Genomic DNA, 12219 nt, shown 5'->3' on the forward strand with positions numbered 1-12219 from the left:
CTGGCGCGCGGCTGCCGGCAAGGTCCCCGTGCCGGCACGCGGCACGGGATCAGGCTTTCACTTCAGAAGGCCGGCTTCCTTGTAGAACTTCTCCGCGCCGGCGTGCAGCGGCACACCAAGGCCCTGCAGGGCGGTATCGGTTTTGATCGCCTTGCCCTTGGCATGGCCGCTGTCGAGCAGCTTGCGAGTATTGTCGTTCCACAGCGCTTTGGTGATGCCGTAGATGAGCTCATCCGGCTGGCTGGCGCTGGTCACCCACTGGGCATTGACCGAAATGGTCTCCACCTGGCCGACGCCCTTGTAGGTGTCCGCCGGCACCGTGTCCTTGGCGAAGAACTTGTATTCACCGAGGATCTTTTCCGCTTCGGGACCGGAGATGGGCACAAGATCGATGCCGCTGGAACTGGCAAGCTCGGCAATCGCGCCGGCCGGATAGCCGCCGACGAAGAAGAAAGCGTCCATGCCGCCATCGCGCATGCGCTCGCCGGCCTGGTTCGGCTTCAGATATTCCGCCTCGACATCCTTTTCCGTCAGACCATAAGCGGCGAGGATCAGCTTCGCATCGACCAGTGTGCCCGATCCCGGCTCATCGAGCGAGACGCGCTTTCCCTTCAAATCCGCCACGGACTTGATGTTCGCGCCTTTGCGGGCGACCAGATGAATGGTCTCGGGATAGAGATTGGCGATCACACGAAGGTTTTCCACCTTGGGTTTGCCTTCGTAGACGCCGGTGCCCGTATAGGCCCAGAAGGCGACGTCCGATTGGGTAAAGCCTGACTCCAGCGAGCCGCCCTGAATGGCGTTGATATTGCCGACCGAGCCGTTGGACGCGACCGCGGTTGCGATCAGGCCTTCGACACCGCAGGCGCCGCCATCGGCACAGGAGCGGCTTCCAGGCGGGCTTGATATGGCGTTGGCGAGCAGGCCGCCGATTGGAAAATAGGTGCCAGCGGTGCCGCCGGTGCCGATGCGGAAGAACTGCATCTGCTGGCCCACCGCAGCTGTGGCCACGGCAGCGGCGCCGAAGAGGGCCGCGCCTGCCGCCAGGCGTTTCATCGTCGTCAACATGCTCATCTGGAAGCTCCTGCCTGTTTCCGGTCTTGGGGCCGGTCGGTTCAGTATGAGCTGATGCTGACACGGTATTGCCATATGGATCAACAGCCGCAGATGAGCCACTTCGGCTGGCCAATTGCGGACAAACATGTCGACATTATAGATATCTGTTACATGAGTTGGCTCGGAGCGAGCGGCTCGCTAGAAGCAGCCGTGCGCTGCCGCTGACGGAATAACTCTATGACCACGAGAACCAACGACATCGAAGCTCCTCAAAACAGCGGAGCGGAGGCCTCAACCAACGGGGCTCGTGGTGGCATCATGGAAATCATCGCCCAGTTGCGCGAAATGATCGTCGCGGGCCGGCTCATGCCCCACGAACGCTTGATCGAAGCTGATCTCGCGGCGTCGCTGCACACCAACAGGACGAACATCCGCACTGCTTTCGCGGTGCTCGAAGGCGAGGGCCTCGTCGTCCGCGAACCGAACCGCGGCGCTCGCGTGCGCAACATTTCGGAAGACGAAGCGATCGAGATCGCCGAGGCACGACAGGTGCTGGAGGGGCTGGTCGCGAAAAAGGCGGCGCAACGCGCAACCCCCGAAAACTGCAGGCCGTTGCAGGACACCATCGAGGCAATGCAGGCCGAGTATGAGACGGGAAATCTCCTGGCGATGTCCCATCTGAACGGGCGACTGCACAGCCAGATACTCGAGATGGCGGATAATCGCACGCTGACAAAGCTGATCATGAATCTCAAGCATCAGCTGGTGCGGATTCAGTATCGGGCGATCCTGATGCCGGATCGCGCAGCTCAGTCGCTCAAGGAGCACAAGCGCATCGTCGCGGCGATCGTTTCACGCTCGGAACAGGAGGCGGAGGCGGCCATGCGCGACCACCTCAGTTCGGTTCTGGAAAATCTGCAGAAATCTTTCGAGATGACGCACTCCTTCGCTTAGTCGCGGTTCGAACTTCCGTCGAGCTGAGTTCTGCGCATTCAGCATGGCTTTCGGTTTCTGACCCGCCGCGGCCTGGTTCCAAAGAGCTGGGCCCCAGCTCGCATGAACAGGCTGGGATCACAAGCTTCGCTTCTTGAGATTGTCAACAATATAGTTGACTGGCTTGTCGGCATCGGATGTGATTGGCTCCTGATCAGGCTTCGCAGCCTTTTGAACGCCGGCGAAATCGCCGCACAGCAAAGCAATTTCCAGGGCAGGACAGGTGAACCATGAGCGGCTCAAAAATTTACAAGCTTCTTGCCGAGGCCTTTTTCCTTGAAGGTGTCGATACACACTTCACCCTGATGGGTGACGGCAACATGCATTGGGTGTCCACCCTTGCCGGCTATCAGGGCGTCCGGACGATTTATGTCCGGCATGAGCATTGTGCCTGCGCGGCAGCGTCCGCCTATGCCACAGCCACCGGAAAGGTGGGCGTTGCCTCGGTCACCTGCGGTCCAGGCCTCACTCAGCTCTCCACCGCGCTCGCAACGGCGGTCCGCGCGCGCATTCCGCTGGTGGTTTTTGCCGGCGAGAGCCCGTTGAATATGTCCTGGTATAATCAGGAGATCGACCAGGGCCCGATCGTTACGGCCACCGGTGCCCATTACATCCAGGCGCACAGCCTGCCCCGTATGCTGGAATATGTGCGCAACGCCTTTTTCATCGCGCGCATGGAACAGCGCCCGGTCGTGCTCGGCGTCCCCTATGATCTTCAGAAGCAGCTTCTGGAGCCCTCCAAGCCCTACGTTCCCTCGACCGAGTTCATCCCGGACACGGGCCGCATGGTGCCCAATCCCGCATTCGTTGAGCGCGCGGCGGATCGAGTGGCGCAGGCCAAGCGCATCATCGTCATCGCCGGGCGTGGCGCGAAAAAGGCCGGGGCGCAGGAGGCGTGCCGGAAACTTGCCGGCATGGTGGACGCGCTGCTGGCAACCACGCTGCCGGTTCGCGGCCTGTTCGACGAGGACGAGTTCTCGCTCGGCGTCGCCGGCGGCTTCTCATCGGAGGTCGCGCGCGAGAAGTTCGACGAATGCGACCTGGTCATCTCCGTTGGCGCCAGCATGACCCATCACACGGTCGATGGCGGAAAGCTGTTTCCCAATGCGGATGTGATCCAGATTGACTGTGACCCGGCCGGCATCCGCCAGGGCCTGAAGGTGGCCGACCTTTACGTGCGCGCCGACGCGAAAGCCGGTGTCGAGGCGCTCATCTCAGCCGTTGAAGCGCGCAAGGGTACGCGCGAGGCGTCGTGGCGCACCCCGGAGCTGGCACGTCGGATCATCGAGGAGCCGTCGGACAGTGAAAGCTTCCCGGAACAAAAGGGAATGCTGGATCCGCGGGACGCGATCGCAGCCCTCAACCGGGTCATTCCGAAAGACTGGGAGATCGTCAACTCCTCCGGGCATTGCTCGTTCTATCCGGCACAGATGCGCGGCCGCAGCGCGGAGCGCTTCCTGGTGATCCGGGAGTTCGGTGCAATCGGGAATGGCGTATCCTATGCCATTGGCATGGCGGCGGCCAAACCTGAAAAGACGATCGTTCTCATCGACGGCGATGGCAGCTTTTACATGCATGTCCAGGAGCTGGAGACGATCCGGCGGCACAATCTGCGCATTCTGATCTGTGTGCTGAACGATGGCGCGTTCGGCGCCGAAATACACAAGCTGCGATCGGATGGTATCGACGACAGCGGCTCCACCTTCGGCCGTGGCGACCTCGGCAAGCTCGCGCAGGGGTTTGGCCTTCGTGGATCCACCATCACCTCGCCCGACCAATTCGCCGAACGGCTCGAAGGCTTCAAGGGCGGCGCCGGCAGCGAAATCTGGGACATCCATGTCTCCGATCTCGTCATGTCTCCGGTCATGCGCCGCGCAGTGAAGAAGAAAATGGCGCCTGCAAAATAAAAAAAGACGGAGTGAAGAATTCGGACAATAAAATTTGGGAGGAAACAAATGACATGGCATGGCGATAACAATGCCGGCACCCTTGCTGGTGCATGGGTCAGAAAGATCACGTCTTGTGCCGTTGCGATCGCGGCAGCACTGAGCCTGAGCACGGTCACGGCCGGCGCGCAGGAGAACTGGGATGAGGTCCTCGCCGGGGCGAAGAAGGAGGGCAAGGTCGTCCTCTACAGCAACCTGCAGCCCAATGGGGTCGAGGCTTTGCTGCAGAAGTTCCGTGAGGATCATCCGGACATTGCAACGGAGCAGATCAGGCTGGGTGCTCCCCCGATGCTGGAACGCTTCGTCGCGGAATATAATTCCGGCCGGCATATCGTCGACGTCATGATCACCTATCCCGACGAGCGCCTTCTGAAGGGCATCGACGAGGAGGACTGGGCGATGACATGGACGCCGCCGGAGCTGAAGAACTTTGCCCCCGAGCATAGCCGCAAGAACCAGCTCTTCACGCTGCAGCAGGCCAGAGAGGCGATCATCTGGAATAAGAACCTGGTGACCGATGACGAAGCGCCCAAGGAATGGACGGATCTCTTCGACCCCAAATGGAAGGGCAAGATCGGCTTCAATCCGCCCTGGCGTGCGCTCGCGATCCAGCAGATCATCGCCTACTGGGAGGACGAGCTGAAGCTGGGTGATACCGCAGCCAAGCTGAAAGCGCAGGATGTCCGATTCTTCGAAGGGTCGGGCGGCATCATCCAGGCGGTTGTACGCGGCGACGTCGCGGTGGCCGAACTGACCGACATCCCCCTTCATCCGCTCCTGGAGGATGGGGCACCGGTCGGCTTCATCTATCCCAAGTCGGGAACGACGGTGACCAATGGCGTCGGTTTCGTCGCCGCGAAGGCCCCCCACCCGAATGCCGCGAAGGTGTTTTTGAACTGGCTGATGACCGAAAAGGGCCAGGAACAGCTGCTGACCTTTGGCGGCTTGTCCGTCACCCGTACGGGAGCAAAATCGCTTGAGCACCTTCCGGCAACGACCGAGCTTCCCAAGGTCGTCGATGGCCTGAGCCTGATCGATTCAGAAAGGCAGGCCAAGATCGTCAACCACTACCGGACCACATTCGGCGTCCGCTGACCAGAATACCGGAGCGACGCGGCCTCTGCCGCGTCGTGCTTCCCATCATCCACCATATCGATGCAGCAAGGGAGAAGCGGGATGGACATCCGGCTTGACGGACGCTCGGCCATCATCACCGGGGGCAGCAAGGGTCTCGGTTTCGCCGCGGCGCAATCGCTTGCGACCTCGGGCGCCAATGTCGCCATATTCGCGCGGCGCGCGGATGTTCTGGAGGAAGCCTGCCACAGCCTGGCCGCCACCGCGCGTGGCAAGGTCGAGGGCTTTGTCTGCGATGTCGCGAAGAAGGAGGATATCGAAGCCTCCTTCGGAAAGGTCATAGCCGCATTCGGCGCCGTCGATATCCTCCTCAACAATGCGGGACAAGGCCGCGCCAATCACTTCGAGACCGTCACGGACGAACTCTGGCAGGCCGATTTCGACCAGAAGCTCTTCGCGGCGATCCGGCTGGCGCGGCTGGCCTGGCCCGGCATGAAGGAGCGGCGCTGGGGCCGGATCATCAATGTGCTGAACATCGGGGCCAAGGCCCCTCGCGCCGCCAGCATGCCCACCAGCGTGACCCGCGCCGCAGGCATGGCCCTGACCAAGGCCATGGCCTGGGATGGCGGACCGCACAACATTCTCGTCAACGCACTGCTGATCGGAAAGATCGTCACCGACCAGATCGCGCGCCGTCATCCCGACGACCAGGCCGGTCTTGAAAAGGAAAAGCACTCGCTCGGCTCATCCGTGCCGCTCGGCCGCATGGGTGAGGCGGCGGAATTTGCCAACATCGCCTGTTTCCTTGCCTCCGATGCGGCATCCTACATCAACGGCACCGCGATCAACGTCGATGGCGGCCTGTCGCCGGTGGCGTGACGTCAGTGAAGGTGCGGCCGGGGAAACTGCATCAGGATCACCTCCGCGCCTTCCCCCCCGGCCATCGCCGAAACAGAGCTGTCCGCTGCCGCGTAGATGCACCCTCTGTCCTCGATGCTCTGATCGAGGTGCTGCAGGCTTCCTCGCAGCACCAACGCGAACTGACCGCCGCCGGCGCCTTTGGCGGGAGGAAGACTTTCGCCCGCTTTCAGATGAAATAGCGTCGCCTCGAGCCCGTCCTCCTGTGCCGCGATGAGTTCAACGCGGTCTTCATCACCGGACGTCACGAGATCGGTGGGCACGATGACCGACACCATGTGCCGGTGGTGGCCATGTTTGCGCACCAGTTCGGCGCGCTGTTCGGGCATGAAGCGTGCACCGGGATCGAAGCCGTCGCGCAGGGTGAAATAATGCAGGCCCTCTTCGCCGGAGTTGATCGGCCCATATGGCGTATAGGCGTCCGTGTAATGCACGAGGACACCATTGATCTCCCTCTTGCCGAGATGGCCGCCGCCCCTGACCATGACCTGGAATTGGTTGGCCTGGTGGAAATGGGCTGGGATCACGGAGGAGGGATCCTGCTCGATCAGGTAACAGGTGGGCCCCTCCGGCTTTCCTGAATTCTCATCGTTGACGTAACGCGATCGAAAATAGCCGGTGCCGTTCTTGAGGGATTTGCGAATGCGGGTATCTGCGGCCTGCGCTGCCGAAATGCCGATGGTCATTCTCTTTTCCTCCTGGCGAGGGCCGAGGTTCTTCCCGTGGCCTTCACGGCTGGGCGACAGAGCGAAGCAGCGGCGCCCTGTTGTCTTCGCCCAAATGCTGCCGGCGATAGGGATCGCTGATGGTGCTGGGAGAGACACGGGCATCGATGACGTAAAGCCCGCCTCTGCTCAGACCCGTGGCCAGCGCGTCCTTGATCTGCTGCTCATTATCAAGCACGATGCCGTCTCCTCCGAAGGCACGCGCGACACCGACGAAGTCGGGTGATGTCCATTGGGCGAATGCGGGATTGAGGCCCTTCTGGCGCATCTTGTGCACCTCGGCGCCGTAGCCGGCATCGTTCCAGACCAGGACGGTCAGCTGCAGTCCCTCGCGCACCACGGTCTCCAGCTCCTGCAGATGCTGCAGCAGGCTGCCGTCGCCTTCGATGAGGACGTGAGGGCGGTTGCGCGCGGCGACGCAGGATCCGATGGCATAGGGAAGACCCTGCCCGATGGCGCCGAAATGATGGGAGAACTGCATATCGCCATCAGGCGGCAGTTCCACATACATGGCGGGGAAGGCAAAGAAGTGCCCGATGCCGCAAGTGACGAGCACCTTGTCGGGAAGGGCCGGCGACATGCGCCGCATCAGAAGCCGCGGGTCGAGGCCATCGGTCGGCGTCTCGAATGCGCCGAAGTCGGTGGCGAGCACCTCATCCGTTTCAGATGTGCGGTAGCCGCTCCGTTGCACCTGCCGCAACTCCAGTTCATGGGCAAGAGCGAGGGCCGTCGCATGGGCATCGCCCTGCACAAAGCGGCCGGGCAGCAGCGAGATGCTTTCGGCTGAAGACCTGATGTCGACGCGGGCGATCTCCGCCTTGGGGAACATCTTGCCCCCGTCGGCGGTGTGATAGCCAAGGTCGGCGCCGAAGCTCAGAACGAAATCGGCATCGGCCATAAGCCGTTCTGCCGGCGCATTGGCAAAGCCGCCGGCGATGCCGAGATCATAGGGGTGTCCGGTGAAGAGACCCTTCGCCAGAAGGGTCGTGGCCAAAAGTGCCCCCGCGCGATCAGCGAGTTGTTCGATGGCTTTCGCGGCATCTCTGTCCGCACCCCGGCCGGCGATGATAACCGGCCGTTCCGATGCCATGAGGGCATCGGCAAGCGTGGCGATGGCGGCCGCGTCTGGACTTGTCACCTGCTGGGGCAGAAAGGCGGTCGAGGGCACGTAATTCCACGGCCGGTCGTAGGGACGCTCGTCGATGTCGGCCGGCAGGTTGAGGACCACGGGGCAGCGATGCGTCCGTGCGATGTAAAAGGCCTCTCGCACATCCTCAAGCACGGTGTCCGGCCGGGACGGCTGTTGGAAGCGCGCGTTGCAGGCCTCAGCGAACTTCCGTTGATCGATATCCTGGTGCCTGTTCTTGCTGCCAGGAGCGATGTCGCCTGCGATCAGCACCAGCGGTGAATGACCTTTGACTGCCGCGACAAGAGACGTCGCCGTATGGGTGAGGCCCGGTCCGCGCGTCACGGTCGCGACACCCACGCCTCCCGTCACGCGTCCATGGGCCTCGGCCATGGTGACGGCCGCGGCCTCGTGCCGTGCCGCATAAAGCGTTACCCCCGGCATGCCGCCGAAAGCGGCCCAGACACCCATATTGGCATCGCCGACGAGACCGAAGATGGAATCACAGCCTTCCGCCACGACGGCTGCCGCGACGGCCTCGTAAACTTTCATGGCGCTCCTCCGGTGAGCTTCAGTTTTGTTCTTGTGCAGGCGCGATATGCCACCACGCGACCTGGCAACTGTCAACAAAACTGTCGACTCTCCGTAGCGCGTGCCTGCGCGCAAGGCGCCGCTTGATTGCGCCAGCGCACGGGACGACAATGACAGCTGGAAAGAAGGAATTGCCGCACGTGACGATCGAACGTCCGATCCTTGGATCAGGTCCTGCACTGCCCGCCCTTGACCGGCGGTCCCGCGAAGTCTTCCGACAGATCGTAGAGACCTATCTGGCGACCGGGGAACCGGCGGGCTCACGCAACCTGTCGCGGATGCTGCCGATGACACTGTCGCCGGCATCCGTGCGCAACGTGATGTCGGACCTGGAGGTGGCGGGGCTGATCTACGCGCCCCACACCAGCGCCGGCCGGTTGCCCACCGAGACAGGCCTTCGCTTCTTCGTGGATGCCATGCTGGAGATCGGCGACATCAACCAGGACGACCGCCGCTCCATTGAGGCGCAGGTCCGGGGCGCTCCGGGAACGCGCTCCATGGAGCAGGTGCTCACCGAGGCCTCCACCATGCTCTCGGGCCTTTCGCGCGGCGCTGGGGTCGTGGTGACGTCGAAGCAGGACCAGCGCGTCAAGCACATCGAATTCGTGCCGCTGGAGCCAACTCGCGCGCTGGTGGTGCTGGTGGGTGAGGACGGCAGCGTGGAAAACCGCGTGCTGGCGGTGCCGTCGGGACTGCCCCCCTCGGCGCTGGTTGAGGCCTCAAATTTCCTCAATGCCCGCATGCGCGGCCACACACTCGCCGAAACGCGCGCCGAGCTTGAACGCGCACACACTTCTGCTCAGGCCGAATTGGACGCGCTCACCGCGAAGGTGGTGGAGGCGGGGCTTGCCATCTGGTCGAACGGCGACGACGACAGGCGGCAGCTGATCGTGCGCGGGCAGGCCAATCTTCTGGAGGACCTAAAGGCCCTGGAAGATCTGGAGCGCGTGCGCCTTCTGCTGGAGGATTTGGAAGGAAAGAAGGACGTGATCGATCTTCTGGGCCGAGCCGAGAGCGCCGATGGCGTGCGCATCTTCATCGGTTCGGAGAACAAGCTTTTTTCCCTGTCCGGCTCTTCCATGATCGCGGCGCCGTTCCACGACAGCGAGCAGAAGATCGTGGGAGTGCTTGGCGTCATCGGGCCAACGCGGCTTAACTACGCGCGTATCGTGCCGATGGTGGATTATACGGCCCGTTTGGTGGGGCGCCTGCTAGGGCAAGGGTGAGGGCCTGCGCGGCCGTTGCCGCCGCGCAGGTGATTCAGGCTGCAGCTTGCTCAAGAGCTCTGACATCGAGCTTCACCATCTGCAGCATGGCTTCGGTGACACGCCGGGCCTTTTCGGCATCCTTGTCCTTCACCAGCTCCAGCAGCCGCTTCGGCACGATCTGCCAGGAAAGGCCGAAGCGGTCGGTCAGCCAGCCACACTGCTGCGGTGCCCCGCCTTCAAGAAGCGCCTCCCAAAGGCGATCGACTTCCGCCTGATCCTCGCAGGTGACGGAAATCGAAACCGCCGGTGAAAGGTGAAAGTAAGGGCCGCCGTTGAGGGCGATGTAGTGCTGTCCGGCCAGCGTGAACTCCACCGTCATGACGCCGCCAGGACCGCCGCTCGGCGTCTCGGCCGGGAAGGGGAGAACGAAGTCGATGGTGGAACCAGGCAGAAGCGATACATAAAAGCGCGCCGCTTCTTCAGCCTGCTTGTCGAACCAGAGGCATGTCGCGACCTGTGACATGTGACTATCCCTTCAGGTCGAGCAGCGGCGAAAAACCGCCATAGATCATGCGCTTGCCGTCGAAAGGCATGTTGTCCATCGACATGCGCGGATCGTCCATCATCTTCTTGTAGCCCGCATCGCGCAGGTCCTTGGACGGCCATTCGATCCATGCGAAGACGACGGTTTCGTCATCCTTTGCTTGAACCGACCTCTGAAAGTCGGTGATTTTGCCAGCGGGCACGTCGTCGCCCCAGCATTCCACCATGCGCGTGGCGCCGTAGTCCCTGAACATGTCCCACGCCTCCTTCGCATGCCTCGTGTAGATGTCCTTGTTCGCCGTAGGAACGGCGGCGACGAATCCATCAATATAGCTCATGTCTTCTTCTCCTCTTGGTTGGGTGTCACGTCCCGGTCAGTTGCGCTCTGCCAGTTCGGCGAGTTGGTCGCATACCTGGCCCCAGCCGGCTTCGAAGCCCATTTCCTCATGGGTCTTCTTGTCTTCCTCGCGCCAGTGGCGCACCACGGCGGTGTAGCGTGTTCCAGAGCCTTCCGGTTCGAAGGTGAAGATCGAGACCATGAACGGCCCCTGGGGCACCCAGCCGGGAGCGAAGGCATCGGTCGTGACGATCTTCCGGTTGGGAACGACCTCCAGAAAGACGCCCTCATGCGGATGAAGCGTACCATCGGGCGCCTGCATCTCCATCCAGCTGCGCCCGCCGGGGCGAAGGTCGAATTCGAGCCGCGGCGTCGTGTAAGGCTTGGGCGCAAACCATTCCTGCGTCCGTGTCGTCCAGACGCGATAGACGGTTTCCGGTGAAGCATTGATCAACCGGGTGACGGTAAGCTCGTGCATGACAGACACTCCCTGGTGCGAGCTCGGTCTCAGGCCGAAGCCATGGCTTCCTTGGCGGCTTCCATGTCCATCCACATCGTCTCCCAGATGTGGCCGTCGAGGTCCTCGAAGCTGCGGCCGTACATGAAGCCGAAGTCCTGCGTGGGCGTGGGATCGCCCTTGCCGCCGGCGTTCACGGCCTTGTCGACCAGGCCGTCAACCTCGCCACGGCTGTCCGCTGAAAGGCAGATCAGCACCTCGCTCGTGGTCCGTGCGTCGGCGATGGCCTTAGGTGTGAACTGACGAAATTTCTCATGCGTCAGCAGCATCACGTGGATGGTATCCGACAATACCATGCAGGCAGCCGTGTCGTCGGTGAACTGCGGGTTGTTGGTGGCGCCGACCGCCTCATAGAAAGCCTTGGAACGGGAGAGGTCGGTGACGGGCAGGTTGATGAAAACAAGCTTGGGCATGGCGTTTCCTCTTTGATCTCGCTCGTGACGTTTGACACCTTTAGTCCCGTGAGTTATAAAAAGCAACCATGAAGTTAGAAAAAATAACTAAAAGAAGTGAAGCAGGCTCCCGGCGCACTTATGACGACGCCTGCGGCCTTGCTCATGCCCTTGATCTTGTTGGTGAACGCTGGTCGTTGATGGTGGTGCGCGAGCTGATGCTCGGACCCAAACGGTTCAGCGACCTGAGAGCGGACCTGCCCGGCATCAGCGCCAATGTGCTGACCCAGCGCCTGGAGGGCCTGGAGGCGAATGGCATTCTGATCCGCCGCAAGCTGCCGCCTCCTGCGTCGGCGCATGTCTATGAGCTCACGCCCTGGGGCTACGAGGCCGAACCCTTGATCAAGGTCATGGGGCGGTGGGCAGCGCGCTCGCCCCGACACGACCCCAGTCTGCCGCTCAGCGCGGTCTCGCTTATGTTGTCGTTTCGCACCATGTTCGATGCGGCGAAGGCGGAAGGTTTCGATGCAACTGTCGGCATCCGCATCGGTGAGGAAAGCTTCCTTGCGCGGATCGCCGACGGCACGCTGGACCTGAAGCGCTCACCGCTCGAAGGAGCCGATGCGACGATCGCGGGAGAAGCGACCTCGCTGGCCGCTGTCGTCTACGGCGGCCAGCCCTTCGACACGATGATCTCAGTCGGAGCCCTGGCCGTGGAAGGCGACCGGGCCGTGGCCGAGCGTTTTGCGACACTCTTCACGCTGCCGCCGAAGGTTGAGACCGCCGTCTAAGC

13 protein-coding genes are annotated in these 12219 nt (G+C 62.2%); 6 read left to right on the forward strand and 7 right to left on the reverse strand.

The features are described from left to right. Positions 1-57: 57 nt before the first annotated feature. On the reverse strand, positions 58-1074 hold the full coding sequence (locus tag IEV58_RS03820; protein WP_188408354.1) for a TAXI family TRAP transporter solute-binding subunit: 1017 nt from the start codon (positions 1072-1074) through the stop codon (positions 58-60). Between the two features lie 219 nt (positions 1075-1293). Between IEV58_RS03820 and IEV58_RS03825 the strand changes: the two genes are divergently transcribed. The 4 genes from IEV58_RS03825 to IEV58_RS03840 all read left to right on the forward strand — a co-directional run bounded on the left by IEV58_RS03825 (position 1294) and on the right by IEV58_RS03840 (position 5948). Continuing rightward, on the forward strand, positions 1294-2010 hold the full coding sequence (locus tag IEV58_RS03825) for a GntR family transcriptional regulator (RefSeq protein WP_229729169.1): 717 nt from the start codon (positions 1294-1296) through the stop codon (positions 2008-2010). Between the two features lie 269 nt (positions 2011-2279). Continuing rightward, complete coding sequence (locus tag IEV58_RS03830; protein WP_188408355.1) at positions 2280-3956, forward strand: thiamine pyrophosphate-binding protein; 1677 nt, start codon at positions 2280-2282, stop codon at positions 3954-3956. A 48-nt stretch (positions 3957-4004) separates the two neighbouring features. Next, the gene (locus tag IEV58_RS03835) at positions 4005-5090 is read left to right on the forward strand and encodes an ABC transporter substrate-binding protein (RefSeq protein ID WP_188408356.1); all 1086 of its coding nucleotides are present in this window, start codon (positions 4005-4007) and stop codon (positions 5088-5090) included. 81 nt (positions 5091-5171) lie between these two features. Continuing rightward, positions 5172-5948: an SDR family oxidoreductase gene (locus IEV58_RS03840; protein WP_188408357.1), complete on the forward strand. Its 777-nt coding sequence runs from the start codon at positions 5172-5174 to the stop codon at positions 5946-5948. A gap of 2 nt (positions 5949-5950) precedes the next feature. On the opposite strand, the gene IEV58_RS03845 is transcribed toward IEV58_RS03840, so the two are convergent. Continuing rightward, positions 5951-6673 carry a hypothetical protein gene (locus tag IEV58_RS03845; protein ID WP_188408358.1) on the reverse strand — a complete coding sequence of 241 codons (723 nt, stop codon included), beginning with the start codon at positions 6671-6673 and terminating at the stop codon, positions 5951-5953. Between the two features lie 43 nt (positions 6674-6716). Further along, positions 6717-8390, reverse strand: a complete 1674-nt coding sequence (locus IEV58_RS03850; RefSeq protein ID WP_188408359.1) for a thiamine pyrophosphate-binding protein — start codon at positions 8388-8390, stop codon at positions 6717-6719. 149 nt (positions 8391-8539) lie between these two features. Here IEV58_RS03850 and hrcA point away from each other — a divergent pair, with 149 nt between their 5' ends. Continuing rightward, positions 8540-9655 (forward strand): heat-inducible transcriptional repressor HrcA, encoded by a 1116-nt coding sequence (gene hrcA / locus IEV58_RS03855; RefSeq protein WP_188408360.1) that lies wholly within the window; start codon positions 8540-8542, stop codon positions 9653-9655. 34 nt (positions 9656-9689) lie between these two features. Here the strand turns inward: hrcA and IEV58_RS03860 are convergent, their stop codons facing one another. The 4 genes from IEV58_RS03860 to IEV58_RS03875 are packed head-to-tail and all read right to left on the reverse strand — an operon-like array spanning position 9690 to position 11447. Next, positions 9690-10160 carry a VOC family protein gene (locus IEV58_RS03860; RefSeq protein ID WP_188408361.1) on the reverse strand — a complete coding sequence of 157 codons (471 nt, stop codon included), beginning with the start codon at positions 10158-10160 and terminating at the stop codon, positions 9690-9692. Between the two features lie 4 nt (positions 10161-10164). Next, complete coding sequence (locus IEV58_RS03865) at positions 10165-10518, reverse strand: DUF1428 domain-containing protein (RefSeq protein WP_188408362.1); 354 nt, start codon at positions 10516-10518, stop codon at positions 10165-10167. 36 nt (positions 10519-10554) lie between these two features. Next, a complete protein-coding gene (locus IEV58_RS03870) occupies positions 10555-10995 on the reverse strand; it encodes an SRPBCC family protein (protein WP_188408363.1) in 441 nt (146 codons plus the stop codon). 29 nt (positions 10996-11024) lie between these two features. Beyond that, on the reverse strand, positions 11025-11447 hold the full coding sequence (locus tag IEV58_RS03875) for a VOC family protein (protein ID WP_188408364.1): 423 nt from the start codon (positions 11445-11447) through the stop codon (positions 11025-11027). Between the two features lie 68 nt (positions 11448-11515). On the opposite strand from IEV58_RS03875, the gene IEV58_RS03880 reads away from it, so the two are divergent. After that, positions 11516-12217, forward strand: coding sequence for a winged helix-turn-helix transcriptional regulator (locus tag IEV58_RS03880; protein WP_188408365.1), 702 nt, complete (start codon positions 11516-11518; stop codon positions 12215-12217). Positions 12218-12219: the final 2 nt, after the last annotated feature.

Origin of the sequence: Agaricicola taiwanensis (assembly GCF_014635245.1) — a bacterium.
Taxonomy (GTDB): Bacteria; Pseudomonadota; Alphaproteobacteria; order Rhizobiales; family Methylopilaceae; genus Agaricicola; species Agaricicola taiwanensis.

Coding starts and splice junctions, on each gene's coding strand:
- hrcA (WP_188408360.1), top strand. CDS start 8,540: ATGACAGCTGGAAAGAAGGAATTGCCGCACGTGACGATCGAACGTCCG.
- IEV58_RS03835 (WP_188408356.1), top strand. CDS start 4,005: ATGACATGGCATGGCGATAACAATGCCGGCACCCTTGCTGGTGCATGG.
- IEV58_RS03860 (WP_188408361.1), bottom strand. CDS start 10,160: ATGTCACAGGTCGCGACATGCCTCTGGTTCGACAAGCAGGCTGAAGAA.
- IEV58_RS03820 (WP_188408354.1), bottom strand. CDS start 1,074: ATGAGCATGTTGACGACGATGAAACGCCTGGCGGCAGGCGCGGCCCTC.
- IEV58_RS03875 (WP_188408364.1), bottom strand. CDS start 11,447: ATGCCCAAGCTTGTTTTCATCAACCTGCCCGTCACCGACCTCTCCCGT.
- IEV58_RS03825 (WP_229729169.1), top strand. CDS start 1,294: ATGACCACGAGAACCAACGACATCGAAGCTCCTCAAAACAGCGGAGCG.
- IEV58_RS03865 (WP_188408362.1), bottom strand. CDS start 10,518: ATGAGCTATATTGATGGATTCGTCGCCGCCGTTCCTACGGCGAACAAG.
- IEV58_RS03850 (WP_188408359.1), bottom strand. CDS start 8,390: ATGAAAGTTTACGAGGCCGTCGCGGCAGCCGTCGTGGCGGAAGGCTGT.
- IEV58_RS03870 (WP_188408363.1), bottom strand. CDS start 10,995: ATGCACGAGCTTACCGTCACCCGGTTGATCAATGCTTCACCGGAAACC.
- IEV58_RS03845 (WP_188408358.1), bottom strand. CDS start 6,673: ATGACCATCGGCATTTCGGCAGCGCAGGCCGCAGATACCCGCATTCGC.
- IEV58_RS03830 (WP_188408355.1), top strand. CDS start 2,280: ATGAGCGGCTCAAAAATTTACAAGCTTCTTGCCGAGGCCTTTTTCCTT.
- IEV58_RS03880 (WP_188408365.1), top strand. CDS start 11,516: ATGAAGTTAGAAAAAATAACTAAAAGAAGTGAAGCAGGCTCCCGGCGC.
- IEV58_RS03840 (WP_188408357.1), top strand. CDS start 5,172: ATGGACATCCGGCTTGACGGACGCTCGGCCATCATCACCGGGGGCAGC.